This window comes from Runella sp. MFBS21 (assembly GCF_029433105.1).
In the GTDB taxonomy this organism is placed as follows: Bacteria; Bacteroidota; Bacteroidia; order Cytophagales; family Spirosomataceae; genus Runella.
This window is the reverse complement of record NZ_JARNTW010000003.1, coordinates 196,040-219,352: the sequence shown is the minus strand read 5'-3', so window position 1 is coordinate 219,352 and position 23,313 is coordinate 196,040. Positions and strand designations below refer to the sequence as shown.

The 23,313-nt window shown below is 42.1% G+C and carries 19 protein-coding genes; 7 read left to right on the top strand and 12 right to left on the bottom strand.

Annotated features, from left to right (window positions below):
- Window positions 1–127: 127 nt before the first annotated feature.
- Entirely contained in the window at window positions 128–1,363 is a 1,236-nt protein-coding gene (locus tag P1X15_RS08285) for an MFS transporter (protein WP_277337681.1), read from the top strand.
- A 76-nt stretch (window positions 1,364–1,439) separates the two neighbouring features.
- Here the strand turns inward: P1X15_RS08285 and P1X15_RS08280 are convergent, their stop codons facing one another.
- Window positions 1,440–1,820: a DUF1573 domain-containing protein gene (locus tag P1X15_RS08280; RefSeq protein ID WP_277337680.1), complete on the bottom strand. Its 381-nt coding sequence runs from the start codon at window positions 1,818–1,820 to the stop codon at window positions 1,440–1,442.
- Between the two features lie 218 nt (window positions 1,821–2,038).
- Between P1X15_RS08280 and P1X15_RS08275 the strand changes: the two genes are divergently transcribed.
- Window positions 2,039–3,301 carry a sensor histidine kinase KdpD gene (locus P1X15_RS08275; RefSeq protein WP_277337679.1) on the top strand — a complete coding sequence of 421 codons (1,263 nt, stop codon included), beginning with the start codon at window positions 2,039–2,041 and terminating at the stop codon, window positions 3,299–3,301.
- Between the two features lie 50 nt (window positions 3,302–3,351).
- Entirely contained in the window at window positions 3,352–4,041 is a 690-nt protein-coding gene (locus tag P1X15_RS08270) for a response regulator transcription factor (protein WP_277337678.1), read from the top strand.
- 4 nt (window positions 4,042–4,045) lie between these two features.
- On the opposite strand, the gene P1X15_RS08265 is transcribed toward P1X15_RS08270, so the two are convergent.
- Window positions 4,046–4,924 (bottom strand): AraC family transcriptional regulator, encoded by an 879-nt coding sequence (locus P1X15_RS08265; RefSeq protein ID WP_277337677.1) that lies wholly within the window; start codon window positions 4,922–4,924, stop codon window positions 4,046–4,048.
- Between the two features lie 292 nt (window positions 4,925–5,216).
- On the opposite strand from P1X15_RS08265, the gene P1X15_RS08260 reads away from it, so the two are divergent.
- Window positions 5,217–6,698: an arabinose isomerase gene (locus tag P1X15_RS08260; RefSeq protein WP_277337676.1), complete on the top strand. Its 1,482-nt coding sequence runs from the start codon at window positions 5,217–5,219 to the stop codon at window positions 6,696–6,698.
- A 12-nt stretch (window positions 6,699–6,710) separates the two neighbouring features.
- Here P1X15_RS08260 and P1X15_RS08255 read toward each other — a convergent pair whose 3' ends face one another.
- Window positions 6,711–8,297: an ABC-F family ATP-binding cassette domain-containing protein gene (locus P1X15_RS08255; protein ID WP_277337675.1), complete on the bottom strand. Its 1,587-nt coding sequence runs from the start codon at window positions 8,295–8,297 to the stop codon at window positions 6,711–6,713.
- A gap of 224 nt (window positions 8,298–8,521) precedes the next feature.
- A complete protein-coding gene (gene radA, locus P1X15_RS08250; protein WP_277337674.1) occupies window positions 8,522–9,889 on the bottom strand; it encodes a DNA repair protein RadA in 1,368 nt (455 codons plus the stop codon).
- A 150-nt stretch (window positions 9,890–10,039) separates the two neighbouring features.
- Here radA and P1X15_RS08245 point away from each other — a divergent pair, with 150 nt between their 5' ends.
- A complete protein-coding gene (locus P1X15_RS08245) occupies window positions 10,040–10,690 on the top strand; it encodes an ABC transporter ATP-binding protein (RefSeq protein ID WP_277337673.1) in 651 nt (216 codons plus the stop codon).
- 103 nt (window positions 10,691–10,793) lie between these two features.
- Here P1X15_RS08245 and P1X15_RS08240 read toward each other — a convergent pair whose 3' ends face one another.
- From P1X15_RS08240 to recJ, 6 genes are all read right to left on the bottom strand, one after another.
- The gene (locus P1X15_RS08240) at window positions 10,794–12,290 is read right to left on the bottom strand and encodes an XRE family transcriptional regulator (RefSeq protein ID WP_277337672.1); all 1,497 of its coding nucleotides are present in this window, start codon (window positions 12,288–12,290) and stop codon (window positions 10,794–10,796) included.
- Window positions 12,291–12,348: 58 nt separating this feature from the next.
- On the bottom strand, window positions 12,349–16,092 hold the full coding sequence (locus P1X15_RS08235; protein ID WP_277337671.1) for a hydantoinase B/oxoprolinase family protein: 3,744 nt from the start codon (window positions 16,090–16,092) through the stop codon (window positions 12,349–12,351).
- A gap of 92 nt (window positions 16,093–16,184) precedes the next feature.
- The gene (gene gldF, locus P1X15_RS08230) at window positions 16,185–16,913 is read right to left on the bottom strand and encodes a gliding motility-associated ABC transporter permease subunit GldF (RefSeq protein WP_277337670.1); all 729 of its coding nucleotides are present in this window, start codon (window positions 16,911–16,913) and stop codon (window positions 16,185–16,187) included.
- 143 nt (window positions 16,914–17,056) lie between these two features.
- Window positions 17,057–17,575, bottom strand: a complete 519-nt coding sequence (locus P1X15_RS08225) for a DUF4199 domain-containing protein (protein ID WP_277337669.1) — start codon at window positions 17,573–17,575, stop codon at window positions 17,057–17,059.
- A gap of 152 nt (window positions 17,576–17,727) precedes the next feature.
- On the bottom strand, window positions 17,728–18,459 hold the full coding sequence (lptB, locus tag P1X15_RS08220) for an LPS export ABC transporter ATP-binding protein (protein ID WP_277337668.1): 732 nt from the start codon (window positions 18,457–18,459) through the stop codon (window positions 17,728–17,730).
- Window positions 18,460–18,504: 45 nt separating this feature from the next.
- Complete coding sequence (recJ, locus tag P1X15_RS08215; protein WP_277337667.1) at window positions 18,505–20,229, bottom strand: single-stranded-DNA-specific exonuclease RecJ; 1,725 nt, start codon at window positions 20,227–20,229, stop codon at window positions 18,505–18,507.
- Window positions 20,230–20,589: 360 nt separating this feature from the next.
- On the opposite strand from recJ, the gene P1X15_RS08210 reads away from it, so the two are divergent.
- Complete coding sequence (locus P1X15_RS08210) at window positions 20,590–21,651, top strand: saccharopine dehydrogenase C-terminal domain-containing protein (RefSeq protein ID WP_277337666.1); 1,062 nt, start codon at window positions 20,590–20,592, stop codon at window positions 21,649–21,651.
- A 62-nt stretch (window positions 21,652–21,713) separates the two neighbouring features.
- Here the strand turns inward: P1X15_RS08210 and P1X15_RS08205 are convergent, their stop codons facing one another.
- Both P1X15_RS08205 and P1X15_RS08200 read right to left on the bottom strand, forming a co-directional pair.
- The gene (locus P1X15_RS08205; protein ID WP_277337665.1) at window positions 21,714–22,043 is read right to left on the bottom strand and encodes an L-rhamnose mutarotase; all 330 of its coding nucleotides are present in this window, start codon (window positions 22,041–22,043) and stop codon (window positions 21,714–21,716) included.
- Window positions 22,044–22,177: 134 nt separating this feature from the next.
- Window positions 22,178–22,771, bottom strand: coding sequence for a DUF937 domain-containing protein (locus tag P1X15_RS08200; RefSeq protein WP_277337664.1), 594 nt, complete (start codon window positions 22,769–22,771; stop codon window positions 22,178–22,180).
- Between the two features lie 48 nt (window positions 22,772–22,819).
- On the opposite strand from P1X15_RS08200, the gene P1X15_RS08195 reads away from it, so the two are divergent.
- On the top strand, window positions 22,820–23,278 hold the full coding sequence (locus P1X15_RS08195; RefSeq protein WP_277337663.1) for a nuclease A inhibitor family protein: 459 nt from the start codon (window positions 22,820–22,822) through the stop codon (window positions 23,276–23,278).
- Window positions 23,279–23,313: the final 35 nt, after the last annotated feature.

Genomic DNA, 23,313 nt, shown 5'->3' with positions numbered 1-23,313 from the left:
GCGATGAAAAGGGAATCAGTGCGACTTTAAAAACAATGATTCAGCTTTATATTTAGTGTTAATATTTTTTCAGAAAACGTCTTTTTGCGTAATTGCGTTCCTGACGACCCTTAATGCTTTTTATTTTATGAAAAACCCCGCTGCCGAACCTTCGGCATTGAGTCATTTGTTGAGCCTTCCGGTGATTGTATCGGCCCTTGGCTATTTTGTAGATGTATATGACTTGATTGTCTTCAATATTGTACGCGTACCAAGTCTCAAAGGCCTAGGGTTAAATCCCGAAGAGGTGTCGATATTAGGAAGTCAAATCTATAATTGGCAACAAGCAGGATTACTTATTGGTGGTATTGTGTGGGGGATATTAGCCGACAAAAAAGGACGCCTTTCAGTATTGTTTGGGTCGATTATTATGTATTCAGTGGCTAATATTTCCTGTGGTTTTGTTCAATCCCCCACGACGTATGCATTTTTGAGATTTGTGGCGGGCGTGGGATTGGCGGGCGAGCTTGGCGCTGGCCTGACATTGGTATCCGAGATATTGCCCAAACACCTGCGAGGCTATGGCTCATCGATTGTTGCGAGTGTAGGGCTACTTGGGGCAGTAGTGGCTTTTCTTACCAACTCGTGGTTTGATTGGCGTACCACTTATTTTGCCGGAGGAGGATTGGGGCTAGCGCTGTTGGCATTGAGAGTACGTTTGTATGAGTCGGGGATGTTTGAACAAGCCAAAGTCCAAAGAATACAAAGAGGAAGTATGTGGGCTTTTTTTAAAGATGCTGGTCGTTTTTGGAAATACATGCGCTGCATTGGAGTAGGAGTTCCTACCTATTTTGTAATTGGCATTTTAGCTACTTTTAGCAATGAGTTTGGGAAAGCGTTAGGGATTTCTGAAGAAATTGTATCTGGGCGATGTGTGATGTATGTTTTTATAGGAACAGTCATAGGAGATATGTTTAGTGGAGTGCTCAGTCAGTGGCTCAAATCTAGAAAAATGGCCATCGGAATCATGACTACCATGACCTTAGTGGGGGTGCTTTTTTACCTTTATGGAGGCATCACAGAAGCTCAAGCATTTTATGTGACTTGTGCCTATTTAGGTTTTTCGATTGGGTATATAGCTATGTTTTTGACCGTTACTGCCGAAAACTTTGGGACCAATCTGCGTGCTACGGCTACTTCTACCGTCGCCAATTTTGTACGAGCTACTACGCTTATTACCTTGCCTTTGTATCAATACCTCAAACCCAGTTTTGGGGTGATAAGCGCGGGAGCAATTGTGGCTTTATTGTGTTTTGCGATAGCTTATACTTCGCTTTTTTGGATGGAAGAAACTTTTCATAAAGACTTAGATTATGTAGAATAAAAAAGGCATGCATTCTAAAATATGAAAGGGAGCATTTTTGAGTGCTCCCTTTCGTTTTCATAGCTGTAGAAAAAGTTTAAAGAACGACTTCTCCGTGAATATTTAAAGTAACGATACCACTTTCAGAGTTGGATTCTACCGTTACAGTTTTATTAAAAGCCCCCACGCTCGCAGCATTAAAAGTAGCTTTGATATTGCCTGAAGCTCCCGGCATAATGGGTTCTTTGGGATACTCGACACCCGTACAACCGCAGGAGCCATAGGCTTTATTGATAATGAGCGGATGCGCTCCCTTGTTGGTAAACTTAAATTCGGCTGTTACGGGTTTGCCTTGTTTGATTTTACCAAAATCATGTTCGGTCTCAGCCCACCCAAAGGCAGGCGCTAATACGTGTGCCAGCACGAGCGAAACAGCTAAAAATGTAAATAAAACAGAAAGGATAGTTACTTTTTTCATGTTACTACGTCTTTTAAATTGAACCATATATTTACGTTATCGATTGACTTGTCAAAAGTAGATCAACCTTATGAAAACGCTTGTTAATGAAAACTCAACTTTTGTTAATGGATTGTTAACCGCTTGGTAAGAATCTACCGCAGTCCTATTTTCGTATATGTTTTTTGGTTAATATTGCCAATAGACCTAGTTCCAACCTAAATTGTGCGGATGCACTTATGTCTAGAACCACCATTCGTTTATTAGTCATCTTATCAACGTTATCCATTATTGGAGTCATTTTGACTCAAATTTATTGGGTGAGGAAAGCTTTGGCTATGCGAGAACGTCAGTTCAATCAGCAGGTTCACGTATCGTTGCAGGAAGTAGCGGAGCAGTTGGCTCGCCTCAATTCGGTGATGCTTCACAACAATCCCGTCGAGCAGCTTTCTTCCAACTATTTTTTAGTGAATACCAATTCTATGGTTGACCCCGGAATTTTAGAACATTATCTAAAAGCTAGTTTTTTGAAACATAGTTTGGTGACAGATTTTGAAGTAGGGATTTATGATTGTGCTAGCAATAAAATGTTTTATGGAGTATCACTCAGTACCCGTGACGACCGTAAAGCCCCTACTCAAACCGCCAATTGGCTCAAATCCAATAAATATCCCTACTATTTTGGGGTACGTTTTCCCAACCAACAAGGCGCAGTGATTAGTGATTTGAGAGGGTGGGTGTGGTCTTCACTGCTGGTGCTGATTGCAGTGGGCTTTTTTGGCTATGCTTTGTTTGTCATTCTCCGCCAAAAACAACTTACCGAAGTACAGCGAGATTTTATCAACAATATGACTCACGAGCTTCAAACGCCGATTGCAACGATTCGGATTGCGGCTGATGTACTCAATACTCCGGCTATCAAAGAGCAGCCCGAAAGACTCAAAAAATATACTGAGATATTGAAAGAAGAAGCTCTACGCCTTCAAAATCAGGTAGAAACGGTGCTCAATATGGCCAAAGCCGAGAAAAATACATTGCCACTTAATGTAGAGTGGTTGGATGTACACCAGATTATTTCTTCGCTGGCCAATAAGTACGAAAAGAACCTGACGCTCAAGCTCAATGCCCAAGAACCTTATATTTATGCTGATAGAATACATTTGTCAAACGCTATCAGCAATCTAATTGACAATGCTTTCAAATATACTCCCAAAGACCCCAATATCATCTTGTCGACATCTACGACTGACCATACTTTTATGGTGTCTGTGAAAGATAATGGCATAGGAATTGCTAACGAATATCAAGATAAAGTCTTTAAAAAGTTTTATCGGGTTCCAACGGGCAACATTCATAACGTGAAAGGATTTGGGATTGGATTGAGCTATGTGCAGCAAATCGCCAAAGCGCACCATTGGAAACTAAAGCTGAAAAGTGAGCTTGGAAAAGGAAGTGAATTTATTATTTTGATACCCTTAAAAAAAACAGAGGGTAATAAGTAACTGCCGCTGGCGTTTACAACATGAATCTCCCGCTTAAGACTGACTAGACAATGCCGCGAATTTTATACGTCGAAGATGACCCAAATTTGGGATTTGTAACCAAAGACAACCTTGAACTCCACTATGATATCGTCCATTGTACCGACGGATTACAAGCATTGGAAGTATTTAACCAGCAAGATTTTGATTTATGTGTGTTAGATGTGATGTTGCCTCACTTGGACGGATTTACTTTGGCACAAAAAATAAGGCAACGTGATGAAGAGGTTCCTATATTGTTTTTGACGGCACGTTCGCTCCAAGAAGACAAAATCCACGGACTTAGGTTGGGGGCCGACGATTATCTTACAAAGCCCTTTAGTATTGAAGAACTTATCCTGAAAATTGAAGTTTTTTTACGTCGGACTCAAAAATTGACCTCCAAATCTCCCAACAATGGGGTAGCAGCAGGTGTAAAAGTTGGGAATTATACTTTTAATTTTGAAAAACTTCAGCTTCAATTTGAAAACAAAACCCAAGATTTGACTTATCGAGAAGCGGAGGTTTTGAGGTATTTGGTAGACCGTCCCAATCAAGTCATCAAACGTGAAGACTTACTAAAAGCTATCTGGGGCGACGATGACTATTTTATGGGGCGTAGCCTTGATGTGTTTATGTCGCGCTTGAGAAAGTATCTCTGCGACGATCCCCACATCAAAATTGAAGGAATCCACGGTATAGGATTCAGAATGAGGTGGTAAAACCTTATTTTTTTCTACGTATATCGGAGGCGTTGTAGTTCATTTTTTTCTTGAAAATTCTTGAAAAATAAAACTCAGATTCAAAGCCAGATTGGTAGGCGATTTCGGCCAAAGTAAGATTACTTTCGTGAATGAGCTGCTCGGCTTTGTGGAGTTTGAGGTTTAGATGATACTGATTGGGCGAAGTCCCTAATACTTCTTTGAAGGTTTTCCGAAACCAAATATAACTAAGGTTGAAGCGTTGCGCAAGTTGTTCAAAATCAATATCTTTGTTCCAGTTTTTGTGAATTTCTTTCCTGATTTCTTCAATAATTTCTTCTTTTCTTGACAATTTTTGATGCGACATCAATACCGATGCGTATACAATCCCCAAAAGCTGAATGAGCAGAAAAGAAGAAAGCTTTTGGTAGGACTCTTGCCTTACTTCTACTACCTCAATGAGCTTCGAAAATGTCTCTAAAAATGCTGCATTGAATCCAACTTTGATAATTGGGCTTTGAGGGTTAAAACATTCTTGTTCGAGAAGATAGTGGGCATACGAGCCAGAAAAACCTACCCAATATTCTTCCCAACCGGTGTTTTCTTTGGGTCGATATCGGTGCCAAATGCCCGGATAAAGCAAAATAATAGTGCCTGCTTCGATGGTTTGCGTGGGGAAGTCGGCTGCTTCAAAGTCTCCTTCTCCTTTCGAAATATATATGATTTGGTATTCTTTGAGACTACGGCCTTTTTCCCACTCAAAATAATAAGAATCAGGGTGCTCAACATCGGGATAGCGTGTATGAGCAGGATGAATATTATGACCAACATTCAGGATATTGATACCTAAATTTTGCTCAGAAATATTAGAGTCGAAAGTGAAGTATTTCCGAAAAAGCTTCATATCAAAAAATGCAATATAATAATCAAAAAAGTCATTTAATGACGGGGGAAAATCCTATTTTTTTGTAAAAAAATGATACGATTAGCCATACATTAATGCCCTCTTCAGTTTGTAAGAAAACTTTGATCTGCATAGATTGATAAGGTTGTCGGCTAATAAAGGTGTGTATATTCCTAATAAAGGAAAATTGTGTGCAAACTACTATATAAACTCTAACCGAAGCCTGTATCTCCACCCATTTTTGAAGTATAGGAGGTTTTTATCTCAACGTACTTGAAACCTAAACACCCTTATGATGTATAAGCAAAATGCTACTTTAGAGGAGGAAAATATCAAAAATTATTCTTCTCCTTCTCTTCTTAAAATTGGACTTTTTGGAATAGGATTAGATGCTTATTGGCCTCAATTTGAAGGCCTTAAAGAGCGTCTAGAAGGCTATATGGCAGTCGTAGAAGAAAAAATAGCCGATTTTCATCCTTATATCGTCAACGCAGGCTTAGTCGACACGCCCGATAAGGCTTTTGAAACAGGGCAACTTTTCAAACAAGCCGATGTGAGTCTGATATTTCTGTATGTCACTACTTATGCCTTATCTTCCACCGTACTTCCAGTAGTGCAGCGGGCCAAAGTGCCAGTAATCATTTTGAACTTATCGCCTGAAGCAGCGATTGATTATAAGAGTTTCAACGCCTTGACCAATCGTACAAAAATGACAGGGGAGTGGTTGGCGTATTGTTCTGCTTGCCCCGTTCCCGAAATTGCGAATGTTTTTCACCGAGTAGGCATTAAATTTCACCAAATAACGGGAATGCTACACCATGACCCTGAGTGCTGGGAGGATGTAAAAGAATGGGTGGAAGCCGCAAAAGTCAAAGAAATCATGGCTCACAATCGCCTTGGCTGCATGGGGCATTATTATAGTGGGATGTTGGATATTTACTCAGATTTGACTCAGCAATATGCTCATTTTGGTGGGCATATAGAGCTTTTGGAAGTGGAAGAACTCGCCCAACTACGAAAAGAGGTAACTCCCGACGAATGCACAGACAGACTTCAATTGTTTGAGGAGGTTTTTGAAATCCAACCAGATTGTGGATTGGCCGAGCTGGAGAAAGCTGCTGTGACTTCGGTAGCATTGGATAGATTGGTGAAGAAGTATAAACTCGGCTCGATAGCTTACTATTATAAAGGCACTGGAAATCTAGAAAATGAAGAAGCGATTGCCTCCATTATACTGGGGAATTCACTCCTGACAGCGCAGGGGATTCCTGTAGCGGGCGAGTATGAAATCAAAAATGCCCAAGCCATGAAAATCATGGATAGCTTTGGCGCTGGTGGTTCGTTTACGGAGTATTATGCCATGGATTTTGCGGATGATGTGGTACTGATGGGGCATGATGGTCCCGGGCACATTGCGATTTCGCAGGGCAAAACCAAAGTACGCCCCCTCAAAGTATATCATGGTAAGGTAGGAGAAGGAGTTTCGGTAGAAATGAGCGTGAAAAATGGCCCTGTCACCTTGCTCTCTGTAGTAGAAAGAAGGGGTGGGGGACTCATGTTGCTAGTGGCCGAAGGCGAGTCGGTATCTGGTCCTATTTTGGAAATAGGTAATACCAATAGTCGTTATCGTTTTCCGCAAGGTGCCCGCAAATTTGTGAATGATTGGAATAGTCACGGCCCGGCGCATCATTGTGCGATTGGAATAGGGCATATCAGTTCCAAAATCCAAAAATTAGGGGCTTTGCTTGAAATGGAAGTCATAAAAGTGTGTTAAGCTAGTATCATCTTAGAGTTGGAGGGTTTGCTGAATATTGATTTCTTTCAAAAAACGTTCATCATGCGATACTACTATCAATGTACCTTGGTATTCGTTGATTGCTGCCGTCAAGATGCCGATATTTTGCAGGTCTAAATTGTTGGTAGGCTCGTCTAAAATAATGATATCTGGGGCTTGACTTTGAATAGTAAGACAACAAAGCATCAAACGCATGCTTTCACCTCCGCTCAAGGTGGAGCAAGGCTTATCCCATTTTTCTTTGGAAAACAAAAAACGATTGAGTCGAATTTTGAGTTCGTGCTCCTGTAAGGTCATGATATTATACTTTTGGGCCTGTTGGTACACGGTGAGTTGTCGGTCAATCAGCGAGTAATCTTGGTCAATATAAACTGATTTGATTTCTGCACGCTGGAGAAGACCTCTGCATGGTTGTAAGTCGCCCAGAATAAGTCTTATCAAAGTAGTTTTACCAGAGCCATTAAGTCCTTTGAGAGCTATACGCTCTCCGCTTTTGATTTGGAAGTTCAAGTTTTCTTTCCATAAAGACTGAATTGTATAACCAAAGTTGATATTGGTGGCGGTGAGCAAAATTTTCCCTTTGTGTAAAGCTGAATTGTCGAAACCAAACTTCATTTTGTCGAGGTCAGGTAGGTTGTTACGCAATTCGTGTAGTTGTTCTGAAATGCCACTGATTTTTTCTGAATGAACACTCTTGATTTTGGCCGTACTGTTTTCGGCATTGTTGCGCAAGGTATTCATCATGATGCGGGCTATTCCCGCATTTTCTTGTTTTTTCTTGCCACGAGCGTCCAATTTTTGCTGTCGCTCCAAGGTTTCACGTTCCTTCTCTTTGGCTTTGCGGAGTGTTTTTTCTTTGCTGTGAATATCCTGATTCAATGTCTCAATTTCAACTTGCTTTTGTTCGACATAAAAATCATAATTGCCTCCAAACACAGTGATTCCTCGTTTGCTTAGTTCACAAACTGTCTCCAAGAGATTCAACAACTGCCGGTCGTGGCTTACTATTACTACTGTACTTGAAGTAGATTGCAGCCATTCATACAATTGCTGCCTTCCTGTGGTATCTAAATGATTACTAGGTTCGTCCATCAAAATCAGTTCAGGCTGGTGAATAGAAATACCAGCAAGAAAGACCTTCGTTTTTTGCCCTCCACTGAGTGTTTCCATTTTCTGATTCCAATCCAAATCATCAAGTTGCCATTCGTGGAGGGCGGCTTGGGTGCGTTCTTCAATGCCCCAATCGTCGGCTAGCAAGTTCAGGTAGTCTTCTGTTACGTTTCCATTCAGGATTTCGCATAAGGCATTGAGTTTTTGGTCGATGTGTAAAGCCTGTGCAATCGTCAAATGATTGTATTGCCCAAAGATTTGGGGAATATAATAGGGTGTGCTTTCTACTTTCAAATGACCACCTGAGGGCGTTAGCTCTCTGGCTATGATTTTGAGCAGTGTAGATTTACCTGTACCATTATGGCCGATTAAGGCGATTTTTTGTTGATTGTTGACCGTTAGATTAATGTTGTCAAACAACAAATCTTTGTTGGGATGTATATAGGAAATATGCTGTAAAAAAATCATGATTTCTTTCTTTGAGGATTGAAGAATAACAAAAACCCTTCATTGGGGTGTTGTTTTTGAAAGTCCTGAAAGAAATTGGCTCCTACATGATTTTGGGGAAGTTTTGTGGTACAAAGGTACGAAAAATATGTTATGTGAGGCTAGTGGAATAGATTTCTGAAAATATGTACTATTGAAAACAATAGAATTTCCAAGCTTATCTTGGAATTAGGTTCATGTTTTTCTTACCTCAACAAATCCCCAAAAACTTCGTCTAATTTGGCGACGGGAATGATTTGGATATTGTAGTTTTTGAAAATAAGCCCTTTGGTGTTGTATTTGGAAATATAGATTTTTTTGAAGCCTAATTTTTCGGCTTCGGCGATGCGCCCTTCAATACGATTGACGGCGCGTACTTCACCTCCCAAACCCACCTCTCCCGCAAAACAAACCGATGGTGCAATGAACGCATCTTCGTAAGAAGAAGCAATGGAGGTCACGACGGCGAGGTCTATGGCGGGGTCTTCCACGCGTAAGCCACCCGCTACATTTAAGAATACGTCTTGGGTGCCGAGTCGAAAGCCGCCGCGTTTTTCCAAAACTGCAAGTAGCATTTGGAGGCGTTTGTTGTCGAAGCCCGTACTGCTGCGTTGGGGTGTACCATAATTGGCGACACTCACTAGCGATTGTATCTCAATCATCAAAGGGCGATTACCTTCGAGCATGGAGCCAATGGTAATGCCACTGAGCTGTTCTTCGCGCTGCGAAATTAGGATTTCGGAGGGGTTGGTGACTTGGCGTAAGCCAGAACCAAGCATTTCATAAATCCCTAGTTCAGAAGTACTTCCAAAGCGGTTTTTGGTGGTGCGTAATATCCGGTAAGTAGTATGCCGGTCGCCTTCAAATTGCAGGACGGTGTCTACCATGTGTTCGAGGGTTTTGGGACCGGCGAGGTTACCGTCTTTGGTGATGTGCCCAATCATAAACACAGGTACACCACTTTCTTTGGCGTATTTCATGAGTTCGGCAGCGCACTGCCGTACTTGCGACACGCTCCCCGCGCCTGATTCAATCAGAGAAGATTGCATGGTCTGAATAGAATCAATAATGAGTACATCGGGGTCAAATTCTTCCATTTGTCGGAAGATATTGTCGGTACTGGTTTCGGTCAGGATAAAACAATTTTGATTGTTGGAAGTGATGCGTTCGGCGCGCATTTTGATTTGTTGCTCGCTTTCTTCGCCCGATACGTACAGTACGCGTTGCTTGAGCGTGAGGGCGATTTGAAGCATCAAGGTCGATTTGCCGATGCCTGGCTCTCCTCCAATCAGCACCAACGACCCTTGCACGATTCCACCTCCCAATACGCGATTGAGCTCGCCATCAGTAGTAACAATGCGCGGCTCTTCCTCATATTTGATGTCGGCAATGGCTTTGGGTTTGGCCGCCAAACTCACCGATTTCCATTGTCCTAAGGGGCCTTTTTTGTCTTCTTTTTCCAAAACTTCCTCTACGAGGGTATTCCATTCGCCACAGGAAGGACAGCGACCGAGCCACTTAGTAGCCTGATGACCACAATTTTGACAGAAATAAGCAGTTTTTACTTTAGCCATTGGTTGATTTTTAGAAGACGGCAAGTATGCGCAAAAAACGAAGAACCTGCAATAGTAACAACAAAATATTGGAGAAAAGTACTCCCATTGCTTTTGTCTAAGTTAGGAAGTTTTCTAATCTTTGTCGTCCCAAATCCAAAAGAAGTCTCTATGCTACAAGCCCACCAAATAGTAAGAAAATACGGAACCCTATCCGTTTTGAAAGGAATTGATTTAGAAATAACCCAAGGCGAATTGGTGACTATCGTGGGAGCGTCAGGGGCTGGAAAAAGCACGTTATTGCATATTTTGGGCACACTCGACAATCCTGATTCGGGAAAAGTAATCATCAAGGGGACAGATGTTTTTGGTTTGAAAGAAAAAGATTTGGCGGCTTTTCGTAATGAGGAGATTGGGTTTGTATTTCAGTTTCATCATTTACTGCCCGAATTTACGGCCCTCGAAAATGTGTGTATGCCGGGGTTTATTGGAGGAAAAGGCTCGACAATTACCAAAAGAGCCCAAGAATTGCTCGAAATGCTAGGTTTGAAAGAACGGCTAAGTCATTTGCCTTCTCAGCTATCTGGAGGGGAGCAGCAGCGCGTGGCCGTGGCGCGTGCTCTTATCAACAATCCTGCTATTGTGTTTGCCGATGAGCCAAGTGGCAACCTTGATTCGCGCAATGCCGAAGACTTACACCAATTGTTTTTTAAACTTCGTAATGAACTTGGGCAAACTTTCGTGATTGTAACCCACAACGAACACCTAGCCAACCTTGCCGACCGCAAGCTAGAAATGGTAGATGGTGGTCTTAAAGTTTGATATTCATAATCCCCCTTCTTTCACAAGGACGAAGTCGTGAAGGTAGGTAGGTTATAGTTTCTGCGTCATTCTCTTTCTCCTGTAAGAAAAAGGGGATGAGGCTCTACCGCTCGCTACTTAGCTTAGTCATCGCTTTACGAATCGCTTCATTTTTGCGTTTTCGCTGCAAAACCGTGGGTGCCGCCATCCGTTCTTTACAATCAAAAGAAGGGCAGCGTTCGCAGGTTTCGTTGACTTCACGTGTGCTGATTTGCCCCGTATTGAGAAACTTGATTTTGCTTCTTACATTATCATCTAGTCGAATCCCCATCGATACACTTACGTTGAGGTTGGGGGTAGGGGACATGGGCTTGGCAAAAGATACCACAAAATATTTGTCTTGCGTATCGATATAGTGGGAAATTTGGGCGCGACAAAGAGTATAATGATATTGTCCTTTTTGCTGTAAATCGGCTAATTCTTGCAAAATCGTCAGTGCTACCCAGCGGCGGCAGTAGTGCTCATCACGTACGGTATGAGGGTTGTGCTTGCGGGCAATGTGCATTTCCTTTGTCAAATCAAAACGGTTTTGGCCAGCATAATTATTGAACCGCAAAAAGAACAATTGACTGATTCCGAAGTGCTTGGGGAGAATGTTGCTGAGGCGGTAGCAAAAAGATTCGGGGGTACTGTGGAAGTATTCTATCAGATTAAGTAAGGCATCGGCATCGAAGTAAGGCTGCTCAAAAAACTCTGAAAGCTTGCGAGCCAATATATTTCCTTTGATGATGATGGCGCTTGCAAAATACGATGCTTTATAGTTGTTGAGGAGTTGTTCGAAAGATTCGGCTTCTACTAAGTGGGTGGTATTGAGGCGATTTTTGAGCTTCATGTATTGGTACCCCAACTCTCGACCGTAGACAAATGCCCTTTGGTTGGCATCAAGTTGTGGACTTACCAATAGCCGCAGTTTATCGCTACGGTGAACCAGTAGAGAACGAATTCCTACGAGTTCGGGATATTTTTTTTCGTCAATAAACTGAATCTCGTACTCATAATTTTTGACCAGTAAGTCGGCCAAGTATTTATCATCTAAAATCAACTCCTCGGGTATGGCAAATTGAGTTAGGAAAGCATCGGCTTCTTCTTCCAAATCCTCAAAATAATTGTCGTACATTTCCTGGTAAGTTCGCAAAGCAGAGAAATAAAACTGCTCAACCGACATGTTGTAATTGCGAGCAATTTCGATAAGCGTTCCGATAAACGCACTCAGCTTAGTAGGCGCATCGGAGAGCATTTCGAGCAAGTCGGCGGGGTCGATTCCAAACAAATCAAGGGGGAGTTCGGTAAGGATGTTAGACTGTAATAATTCTGAAATAGGTTCCAGTTTTTTGCTCAATTTGATAGATACCAACGAATCATAATCTACATCAAGCGCACTAGCAAGGGCTATAATTTTATCTGATTTAGGGTATTTTTTCCCTTTTTCAATTTCATTAATATAAGAAATAGATAAGCCTGTTTTTTGGGACAAGTCACTGAGAGATAGGGATTTGTCTAGGCGAAGCTGTTTTAGTTTAAGACCAAAAACGAGTCGTATGTTGTCTTGGTTAAGAGGCACGTTGCTTACTTTTATTTATCCGTAAATTTAGCATTTTTTTGGGGAAATAAGACACTTTTTAAATTGGGCTTCCATAGCCTCCACCTCCCGGAGTTTCGATTCTGATTTTATCTCCAGCGACTACTTCTAGCGAACAGATTCCGCTGAGTTCTTGCTTTTTTTCGTCATTTGTAGTTAGGGTTTGGCGTCCTGTTTGTCCATTTTTGCCACCCTTTATACCATAAGGTGCTACTTGACGGTGTTGGGTAATGAGGGTTACGCGCAAAGGTGCCAGAAACGTAAGTTCACGAACCACCCCGTCACCACCGTTCCATCGGCCTTTTCCGCCCGAATTTTTGCGAATTGCAAACTCGTCAAGACGCACAGGGTAGCGTCGTTCGAGTTCTTCAGCATCGGTGATGCGTGTATTGGTCATGTGTTGGTGTACTGCGGCCCTGCCATGTGCTTGGGAAGTAGCGCCCGTACCACCACAGATGGTTTCGTAGTAACCAAACTGCCCATTGCCAAACAAAAAATTGTTCATCGTCCCTTGGCTACAAGCTGCCAACCCAAAAGCTTTGAGAAGTGTATCCACGAGGCGTTGACTGACTTCGGTATTTCCTCCTACTACAGCAGGACAGAGGGAGGCATCGTCACTAAACTCAGGGTGTAAAAAACTATCAGGTGGCAAAATGACTTCGATACCTTGGGTAAGCCCTTCGTTAAGAGGAATGTTTTTGTTGACCAATAGTCGCAATACATACAATATCGCACTGTAAATAATGGAGATATTGGCATTGAGATTGAAAGGATGACGGGGCGAAGTTCCACTAAAATCAAAAACAATCAGTGGGGAACTAGGTGAAGTTTTCTGGGCCGATGTTATAATTTTTACGCTGATTTGATGCCCATCATCTAAAGATTCTAAAGCAGTAAAGGTTTGATTTTGTATGGGTTGTAGTGCTTCTTTTAAGGCCGAAAAGGTGGAGTCTTTGAGAAGTTTCATATAATGCCGCACCCGCGCCAATCCATGCTGAGCTACCAACGCTTGCAAAGCTATTTGTCCGGATTTTAGGGAAGACAAGGCCGCGTTGATGTCGGCCATATTTTCGGTAAATGAGCGAGTAGGATATGGCCCTTTCAGAAATAATTCTTCCATAGCTTCCCATTGGATTTGGTCATTGATAACCAAATAAGTGGGCAAAATAACGACTCCTTCCTCGACGAGCGAAATAGCATCAGGAGGCATTGACCCCGGCGTGCGGCCTCCTATTTCGGCATGATGAGCACGGTTGATAACGTAGCCGATAAGGTCGTCTTGAGGGGTAAAAACGCCCGCTAAAAGCGTGACGTCGGGCAAATGCGACCCTCCGTATTTGGGATGATTTACAATCACAACCTCCCCAGAACGGAGGGGAGTGCGTTGGAGTACTAAGCGAGCGCATACGCCCAAGCTTCCCAAATGAACTGGAATATGGGGGGCATTGACTAATAACTCCGCTTGAGCGTCCAAAATAGCACACGAAAAATCCAAACGTTCTTTGACATTGACCGAGAAAGCGGTGCGTTGCAATTGCGCACCCATTTCGTCGGCAATAGCCATAAAACGATTCGTAAATAGTTCAAGTTCTATGGTTTCTTGAGTTTCTTTTTCTTGGGCTTCTTGAGGGTGAGGAGCATTTGATTTGTGCACCACAGCGTCTTTGGTAGGGGTAACTACTAGCCGCCATCTTTCGGGAATAAATGAGGTAGAAGTGGCATTGAGTAAGACTGCAGGACCTTCAAAAAAATCCCCTTCTTCTAAGGATTCCCAATCAAAAATGGCGTATTGAGAGGGGCTTATTTTAAAGGGTTGGACTTTATGAACAGGCTCGTATTGGAGAAAAGAAGTTTGAGATTCTGCTTTTTCGCTAGCAATCAGCTTGATGCTTTCTACCTCAATCGCGAGAGAGCTGGGATAGTACCCAAAAAGCTGTCGGTATCTTTCTCGAAATTGTTCGGCAAGATTATCGGCGCTTTGGTAGACAATCTCTAAGGCGTTTTCTTGTCCTTTGAAACGAAGATATAATAGAATATACTCAACTTTTACCTCCTTGATTTGTTCTTGATGTAGTGCTTTAGTAGCCTCTGTTGCCAATGTGTGAATTAGCTCATCAAGCTCAGGGAGTATATCTTCTAAAGGTTTAAGAATTTGTTGATTTACAATGCGTTGGGTACGGGCTTGTCCCATGCCAAAAGCACTCAAAAGACCTGCGTCGTAAGGAAGAATTACGGTGTCGATACCCAAAATATCGGCCAACTGACAGCCATGTAGCCCCCCCGCTCCTCCAAAAGTAAGTAAGGGGTAATCTTTGGGGGCAAACCCTTTGGCGACCGAAATACGTCGGATAGCTTCTGCCATTTTTTCGTTGGCGATTTGCTCAAAACCTCGCAGAATTTCTATTTCACTAAGTTGTTGACGGGTTTGGGTCAAAATTTGTTCTTGGATAATTTGGAGAGCTTGCTGAGCCTTGTTTGGATTGATAGGAACCCCAAAACGTGATGCATCCATTTTGCCCAACAACAAATTGACATCTGTAATTGTCAAAGGGCCGCCTGCGCCATAGCAAGCGGGTCCCGGTTGAGCACCAGCACTTTCGGGACCTACCCGTAGTTTTTGACCATCAAAATAGCAAATAGACCCTCCACCAGCAGCTACAGTTTCTATGGCGAGGGTAGGATTGTGTAGCTCAATACCTTCAATTTTGGTGACAAATTCTACATCTAATTTATTGTCAAAACGAGCCGTGTCAGTACTTGTTCCACCCATGTCGAATGTCAAACAACGCTCAAAACCAAGTTGTTGAGCAATAGTTGCTGCACCTACCATGCCACCTGCTGGGCCGCTCAATAAACTATCTTTGGCTCTGAAAAGACTTGAATGCACTAGCCCCCCTGCACTTGTCATGACGCGTACTGCCTCTTGACCTAGAGAAGCCGTAATATTGCTCAAATAATCAGATAATATAGGCTGTAAGTAGGCATTAATCAGAGCTGTTTGGGTGCGTTTGAGATAATTGATACCTGCATACAATTCGGCCGAGCTACTGACATACTCATGCCCTTGCCCACGTAGGTGAGACTGAAGGGCATTTTCATGAACTGGGTTTTTATAACTATGTAAAAATGAAATAGCTGCCGATTTGCTCGAAATATCCTGAATATTAGTGGTATCCAAGGGATGGAGCAGGTTCCCTTCGGCATCAAGTCGCTCGTCTACTTCAATCACTTGGTCATAGAGCAATACAGGGTCAGGAATGGCTAGCTGAAATAAATGGGGGCGTTGTTGGGTGCCAATTTTGAGCAAATCCCCAAAACCTTTGGTAACAAAAAGAGCTACTTTCGCGCCTTTTCGTTCCAATAGCGCATTGGTACCTTTGGTCGTACCAAGGCGCATGGTAAGAGCGGGAAAGGATGCATGGAGTGGGGTTTGAGTAATGAGGCGCGTCGCTAGTACGGGCGCTTCTTCGTGGGTCGTAATCTCAAAATGAAAAGGGTAATGAAGCACAGAAATCTCTTCTTCTAATACCAGTTTATTTGCTGTGAAATCGGCGACTTTTAAAAAATCATTTTGGCCTAATACCCTAAAATCATAACCTCTAAAAAGTCCCTCATAACTAGCCCAGGGAGCCGAAACTTCGTAAGTGTTGGGCGCTATTTTTTGTAAAATAGTTCCTCTTAAAAAGCTGCTGCTGAGTACTTTGGTTCGTCTTAGTTGTCCGTCAGGGTTAAGCCCCAAACAATCGGTAAAAGTCCCGCCAGTATCAATCCAAATTTGCCACATTGCAGATTAGTGAATGTTTAAACGATGAAGGGTTAAAAGTAAGGAAAGATTTCCTTCACCTTTAACCCTCCCTTTAAGAGCTTAAATTTAGGTTATTTCCGCCGACTCGCAATTCTATTTTGGGTCATCCATAAAAATAAAACAGCGACCGAAGTAAGATAGACGACATTGCGGCTATCAATAAGCCCCCGACCTAAGTCGGCGTATTGTTCATCGAGCGAAATCCAAGAAAGTGGATAAGAAAATTCTCCCCAAAAATCTAGTTTTGCAATGGCACCAATCCCTGTGTATAAAAGAAAACAAATAAAAACCCCCAATACAAAAGCTACGATTTGATTGTCGGAAAGCGAGGAAGTCCATAATCCAATAGATACAAACACCGCACTCAAAAACAAAAGACCAATATAAGATCCAAATACGGCTGCCGAGTCGATATTGCCGACGGGATTGCCAAGTTGATAAACCGTATAGTAATAAAGCAATGTAGGAATCAGCGCCAAAAAAGTAAGTGCCAGGCTGGCCCAAAATTTTCCTAAAACCAAAGACCAATTACCTAATGGTTTGGTAAGGAGCAATTCAATGGTGCCATTTTTTACTTCCTCCGCCAAAGCCCGCATCGTAATAGCTGGAATCAAAAACAGCAATACTAAAGGTGTAAGATTGAAAAAAGTACCTAAATCGGCATAGCCATAATTAAGGACATTGGTATCTGGAAATACCCAAAGCAGCAAACCCACTGCCGTCAAAAATACCCCCATGACGATATAGGCCGTGAGCGAACTAAAAAATGAAAAGATTTCTTTTCGAAAAATAGCAATCATTTTAAAGGGACAAATTACGCTATGAATTTGAGTAACGAGGCAAATTTAAAGAAGGCTTTGCGGACCTCTACGAAGTTTATATAAAACTAGGAAAGTCTGATTTTGTGTCAATAATTATTGCAAGGTTGATAAAATCTTCACGTTTATTCAAGGTCAAATGGTTTGTCTTTCTTGAAAATAGCTGAAATAATAAGCGAAAAAATAAAGCCCATAATAATCGACATCAAAATACCAACAAAGAAGGTAATGCCAGGAGTAGAGAATTTTTGGGTCATTTCGAGTGCAGCCTCCACTTGGGTATCATCCATACCTTTACTTTCTAGGTCATCACGTACTTTGTCTAGCATTTGTTGACGCAAGGTGGGGTCAATGAATATGTTGTAAATGTAGGTGTAAACAGAACTCAAAAAACCAGATATTGCCGACATCAACGTGCCAATTCCCAAACCTTGTCCGTAAGTCATGAATCCTTGGTTTAGGTTTCTGAATTCCTTCATGCCCATCACCATTGCCGCGATAGGAATAATCATCCCTAACCAGCTAATGGCAGCATTGGTGCTTTGGTCTGTTAAGTACAAAATAGTGATAAAAATGATAGATCCAACGGCCGAAATAATGCCATATTTAAGGGAAATTCGAGCGGTAGTTGTTTGCGGTTCCATGAAAAGGGTAGTTTAAAGGATTAGTTAGATTGAGAATGACGGTAAAGGTAAGAATCTCAAAAAAGCGACAGAAAAATAAAGGATAAATGGCAAAAAGTAAATCTTGAAAGGATTTTTTGAGGTAGCTCTTTTTGCCCCAATTACCTATTTTCTTAGATTTTTCTTTTGAGTTCAAAACTTTGACCCAAATACAAACGACGTACTTGAGGGTCGGCGGCTAATTCTTCTGGTGTACCTTGTTTTAGGATTTTTCCTTCAAAAAGCAAATAAGCACGGTCGGTGATAGAGAGAGTTTCGGATACATTGTGGTCAGTGATGAGGATTCCGATGTTTTTATATTTTAATTTGGCCACAATCGTCTGAATATCTTCTACCGCAATGGGGTCAACTCCCGCAAAAGGTTCATCCAACAAAATAAATTTAGGATCAACGGCCAAGCAACGGGCGATTTCGGTACGTCGGCGCTCACCACCCGAAAGCACCATACCTTTGTTTTTGCGAACATGATGAAGACTAAACTCATCGAGGAGTTCTTCACATTTATGTTTTTGTTCGGCTTTGGAGAGAGAGGTCATTTCAAGCACCGCCATGATGTTTTCTTCGACTGTGAGCGTTCGGAATACAGATGCCTCCTGAGCTAAATATCCCACGCCTAGTCGTGCACGTTTGTACATGGGCAGGTCGGTAATGTCTTTGTCATCGATGTATACGTGGCCGCTGTTGGGTTTTACCAGACCAGTAGCCATGTAAAAAGAGGTGGTTTTTCCGGCGCCATTGGGACCAAGCAAACCTACGATTTCACCTTGTCCTACTTGATAGCTCACGTGGTCGTTGACGAGGCGAGAACCGTATTTCTTAATTAAATTTTCTGTTCTAAGAATCATGGGTTGGTTTGTTTACACACTCCTGATAGAAGTGTATAAAAGCCTTTAGGCTTCAAACTTTATATCTTTCAAATACAACTGTAACGTAGTTTTGTCGCGAAACGTATTTTCTTCGATGGTATAAGCAATAGAGAAAGGTTTGCCACTTACAAGTTTTGGATAAAAATCCGCCATACCAAAGCCTACTGCCGTAAACTTCACGGCACCTTGAGGTGTGGGTTGAAATACCTCTAGCTTCAAGTGTTTTTCTTTCATAAGAGTAGGGTTACCGCTCATTCGTACATCGTGACTCGCAAAAACGGGAGTCATATTTCCAGGGCCAAAAGGCGCCATTTGTTTGAGAATACCATAAAAACGAGGGTTGATAATGTTTAAGTCCAGCTCCATGTCAATCTCCACCAAAGGAGTGAGTTGTTCGGGCAAAATCCTTTCTCTTACGATTTGATCAAACTTAATTCGAAAAGCTTCTACATTATCCACTGGTAGGGATAAACCTGCGGCGAAGGTATGTCCACCAAACTGTTCTAACAAATCTGAGCAAGCCTCAATCGCCTCGTAAACATCAAAACCCGGTACCGAACGAGCAGAGCCAGCAGCTTTGCCATTGGAATGGGTAAGAATGATGGTAGGACGATGAAAATGCTCAATACAACGACTCGCTACAATCCCGACAACCCCTTTGTGCCAATCTTCTTTGTACAAAACGGTACTTTTCGCCTCCAACAACCAATGATTCTCCCTGATCATATTGAGTGCTTCGTCGGTGATGCTGGTATCGAAGTTGCGGCGGTCGCTGTTGTGTTGATTGATTTCTTGCGCAAAAGCATCGGCTTGTTCTTTGTCGTTTGAGAGCAAGAGCCGGACGGCTTCCTTGGCGTGCGCAATACGCCCAGCGGCATTGATGCGAGGTGCTAATCCAAAAACAATATTAGTAATGTCTAACTCATTTTTGAAACCCGCAATATCAATCAGGGCATTGAGTCCGATGCGCTGCCGTTGATTGATTTTTTTGAGGCCAAAAGTTGCTAAGACACGGTTTTCGCCTGTGATATGAACGATGTCGGCGGCAATACTTACTACCAACAAATCCAAATAGCTTTCCAAAACGGTTTCGTCCGCAAAACCCTGCTGACAAAGCCCCTGTAAAAGTTTAAAGCCTACACCACAGCCTGTTAGCTCTTTGTAAGGATAGGGACAATCTTCGCGTTTGGGGTCGAGTACCGCCACTGCCGCTGGAAGATTGAGGTCAGGGCGGTGGTGATCACAAATAATAAAATCAATCCCTTTTTCTCGCGCGACGGCTACTTTGTCGGCCGATTTGATGCCGCAGTCGAGTGTGACGATAAGTGTAAAACCATTTTTCTGGGCATATTCGATGCCTTGCCACGATACGCCATAGCCTTCTGAGTAGCGATCGGGAATATAATATTCGAGATGAGGATAAAACTGTTTGAGATAACCATAAAACAGCGCTACCGAAGTGGCACCGTCTACGTCATAGTCTCCATAAACGATGATTTTCTCCTGATTTTGAAAAGCTTGCAATAACCTTGTGACGGCTTTGTCCATGTCTTTCATCAAAAAAGGATCATGGAGATGACTAAGAGAAGGACGAAAAAAATCTTTGGCTTCTTCAAAATTAGTAATGCCTCTTTGAACCAACAGACGCCCCAAAAATGGATTTACATTGATGGCGGCGGTCAACGATTCTGCTTGAGCGATTTGTTCGGATGTCAGAGGGTTGGGGTATGTCCAGCGTTTGATATTCATATTTTGCAAAGTAACAAAAATCATCGACAGCTTTTAAATTTTCTCAATATCTGTTATCAAATTAGTTATAAATGACAATGTGTATTGGTTTGATAATCAGTGAATTTGGTTTTGTGGATATTGATGAAACTGCATTTTTAGGAAAGGGGATTTAGATTTTTTAACAACTGCTTGCCCAAACAACAAAGGATTTTTACATTTGTTTTGTCATGAATCCAGACCTTAAAAAATATCTTGCTCGCTTGGCCTACCTTCGTAGTGCCTGTTCTTTTGTACCCTAGTGTCTTCTCGTGTCGTTATTTTTCGGCAATAGTTCTAGTATTTTCATTGTATTTCTCATCCAAAAATCAAATAGTAACCATGCAAAATGTATTAGTCATTGGCTTGGGTAAGGTTGGTTCATTGGTCGCTACCTTGCTTAGTAAACAATTTACTGTCAGAGGTTTAGATTTACGACGTCCATCTAAATCCTTGCCTTTTGAGATTATAGAAGGCGATGTGACAAATATCGACCTTCTCAAAAAAATTTTGAAAGAGTATGATGCCGTGGTGTCGTGTATGCCTTACAATCTCAATTTGCCCATTGCTCAGTCTGCTCATGAAATAGGGATTCATTACTTTGATTTGACCGAAGATGTGCCTACTACGGCGGCTATTAGGGAGATGGCTACTGGCCACCGTGGGGTCATGGCACCGCAGTGTGGGTTGGCTCCGGGTCTGATTGGTATTGTAGGAGCAGATTTGGAAAAAAGATTTGATAAACTCCGCGACATAGAATTGAGGGTAGGTGCACTGCCTCGTTATCCAAATGGATTGTTGGGCTACTCGTTTACGTGGTCACCGGCGGGGGTTATCAATGAGTATATCAACGACGCAGAAGTCATCCACAATGGCGAACGTAAAATGGTATCGTCGCTTGATGGTATCGAAGTAATCAATATCGAAGGACAAGAATTTGAAGCTTTTAGTACTTCTGGAGGTCTAGGCACTATGTGCGAAACTTACTTAGGAAAAGTAGATACGCTTAATTACAAAACGATTCGGTATCCGGGGCATGCTAAATTGATGCGTTTTTTGCTTTATGAATTGATTATGAAAAACCGTCGAGCGCAAATTGAAGAGATTTTGACCGCAGCCAAGCCTCCCGTAAAACAAGATGTAGTATATGTATATGCCGTGGTAGAAGGCTGGCAAGCAGGTAGTTTGGCCAGAGAAGAATTTTATAGAGCCTATCATCCTCGCGAAATTGACGGACAACATTGGCGAGCTATTTCTTGGACTACTGCGGCTTCTATTGCAGCAGTGGTGGAGATGGTGGCAGCCGGAACATTGTCACAACAAGGTTTTATCAAACAAGAAGAAATTCCTCTTGACGCTTTTCTTGCTACACAAAATGGCGCTTTTTTCAATGAGGAAGTTTGATATGCTAATTTGAAAATGGGTTTCAACGCTGGCGACGTTTCAAACGTCGCCAGCGTTCAGTATTAAAGCTTAAAAATAGGTTTCATCACGAGCCATTTTTCGCCTTCTTTGGCCATAGGCAATGCTTGCTGATAGTTCCACATCAGATTTTCCCATTCTTGTACTTTGGGGTTGGCGGCATCGGCGGCGGCTTTGGCCTCAAATGAAAAGTCATCGGTAGTATCCATAATCATAAACAAACGATTGCCGATACGGTAAATTTCCATGTTGGTAATACCCGAGCTGGTGATACTCTCCGCAATCTCGGGTCTGATTTTTTCGTGGTATTTTTCGTATTCGGCAATTAGCGTTTCGTCGTCTTTGAGGTCAAGGGCTAAACAATATCTTGGCATAATACTAATAGAATAAATGAAAAAGATTAACTATTAAAGCAGAAAAATGGATGACTTTACCTTTTGTAATTGAACTAAAAAAGCGCCTAAAATTTCTTTTAGACGCTTTCGTTTTAATGAATATATAAGGATTTTTATTTCCCAAAAAGGCCACCAAGTAAGCCACCCAAGCCTCCTCCTGAGTTACTTTTGTTGCTGCTACCACCGAGAAGACTACCACCGATTCTCATCACATCGTTCATGTCGAGCTTTCCGTCGGCCAAAGCGTATCCGATTTGATTAAAATCAAAGCCACCTTGCTGTTGAGCTTGCTGAGTCTGACCACCCAATAAAGAACCCATGATACCACCAAAATCTAAGCTATTATCGCCAGGGTTGCTTACTTTAGAAATGAGTGAAGTTAGTACTCCTGGAAGTACCTGAGAGATAATACCAGCCGCTGCGCTATTTGATAAGCCAAATTTCTCCATTAAGCTACTGATAGCATTTTGAGCAATACCCGATACAATAGGATTTCCCATTAAGTTATTACCTGTGCCGCTTTGCCCTGACAAGAGACCCATGAGGCCGCCTACATTGCCTTCTTGAGCTTGGTTTTGTAACCCACCTACTACCGAACTGAAGATTGTTTGCATCGCGTCGCTGTTGAACTGGTTGGGGATGGCAGGGTTTTTTACGATAGCATCCTGAGAGTTGTCTTGGATAAGACCCATTAATTGCTCTAGCATTGTCTTGAAAATGTTTTAAGTTTGGTTCAAATTTAGAAAAATAACAAAATGGAAAGCAATCAAATTGAGAATCAATCGGATTCTAATTCGAGTGACATCGGCATTGAGACGTCGTGGATCTCAAAAGTCACTCCTTTTTTAGAAAATTTGTACTATCCTAGCGAATCAGACGAGCCAATCGAATGGATACAATTAAAAGTCAATGTGGCTTCTCCTCTAACCGTGAGTGACTTAGAGTTTTTTTTGGGGCTTCCACCCGAAACTTCAGTGCAAGAAATTGAACCAGAAAAATTTTGGGAGCCTGTCACTACCATTGAAGATTGGTATGGAGAAGAAGAAAAACAACAAGTGGCGCAATTTGAAAGTTTGAAAGCTTTGCTAGAAACCCACATTCAAGCCCCAATGCAGGCTTTTAAAGTAGGACAGATAGAAATTGATGTGTATTTGGTAGGTCCTATGTCTGAAAAAGAATGGGGAGGCCTGAAAACCAAAGTGGTCGAAACCTAGTAAACCAAACAAATTTTTTAAAACAGGTAGCTCCT

Bases quoted from the DNA above. Each gene is read 5' to 3' on its own strand.
- P1X15_RS08235 (WP_277337671.1), bottom strand. From the start codon at position 16,092: ATGTGGCAAATTTGGATTGATACTGGCGGGACTTTTACCGATTGTTTG.
- P1X15_RS08260 (WP_277337676.1), top strand. From the start codon at position 5,217: ATGATGTATAAGCAAAATGCTACTTTAGAGGAGGAAAATATCAAAAAT.
- gldF (WP_277337670.1), bottom strand. From the start codon at position 16,913: ATGATTGCTATTTTTCGAAAAGAAATCTTTTCATTTTTTAGTTCGCTC.
- P1X15_RS08265 (WP_277337677.1), bottom strand. From the start codon at position 4,924: ATGAAGCTTTTTCGGAAATACTTCACTTTCGACTCTAATATTTCTGAG.
- P1X15_RS08275 (WP_277337679.1), top strand. From the start codon at position 2,039: ATGTCTAGAACCACCATTCGTTTATTAGTCATCTTATCAACGTTATCC.
- radA (WP_277337674.1), bottom strand. From the start codon at position 9,889: ATGGCTAAAGTAAAAACTGCTTATTTCTGTCAAAATTGTGGTCATCAG.
- P1X15_RS08280 (WP_277337680.1), bottom strand. From the start codon at position 1,820: ATGAAAAAAGTAACTATCCTTTCTGTTTTATTTACATTTTTAGCTGTT.
- P1X15_RS08200 (WP_277337664.1), bottom strand. From the start codon at position 22,771: ATGCTAGAGCAATTAATGGGTCTTATCCAAGACAACTCTCAGGATGCT.
- P1X15_RS08195 (WP_277337663.1), top strand. From the start codon at position 22,820: ATGGAAAGCAATCAAATTGAGAATCAATCGGATTCTAATTCGAGTGAC.
- lptB (WP_277337668.1), bottom strand. From the start codon at position 18,459: ATGATTCTTAGAACAGAAAATTTAATTAAGAAATACGGTTCTCGCCTC.
- P1X15_RS08205 (WP_277337665.1), bottom strand. From the start codon at position 22,043: ATGCCAAGATATTGTTTAGCCCTTGACCTCAAAGACGACGAAACGCTA.
- P1X15_RS08255 (WP_277337675.1), bottom strand. From the start codon at position 8,297: ATGATTTTTTTACAGCATATTTCCTATATACATCCCAACAAAGATTTG.
- P1X15_RS08270 (WP_277337678.1), top strand. From the start codon at position 3,352: ATGCCGCGAATTTTATACGTCGAAGATGACCCAAATTTGGGATTTGTA.
- P1X15_RS08285 (WP_277337681.1), top strand. From the start codon at position 128: ATGAAAAACCCCGCTGCCGAACCTTCGGCATTGAGTCATTTGTTGAGC.
- P1X15_RS08210 (WP_277337666.1), top strand. From the start codon at position 20,590: ATGCAAAATGTATTAGTCATTGGCTTGGGTAAGGTTGGTTCATTGGTC.
- P1X15_RS08225 (WP_277337669.1), bottom strand. From the start codon at position 17,575: ATGGAACCGCAAACAACTACCGCTCGAATTTCCCTTAAATATGGCATT.
- recJ (WP_277337667.1), bottom strand. From the start codon at position 20,229: ATGAATATCAAACGCTGGACATACCCCAACCCTCTGACATCCGAACAA.
- P1X15_RS08245 (WP_277337673.1), top strand. From the start codon at position 10,040: ATGCTACAAGCCCACCAAATAGTAAGAAAATACGGAACCCTATCCGTT.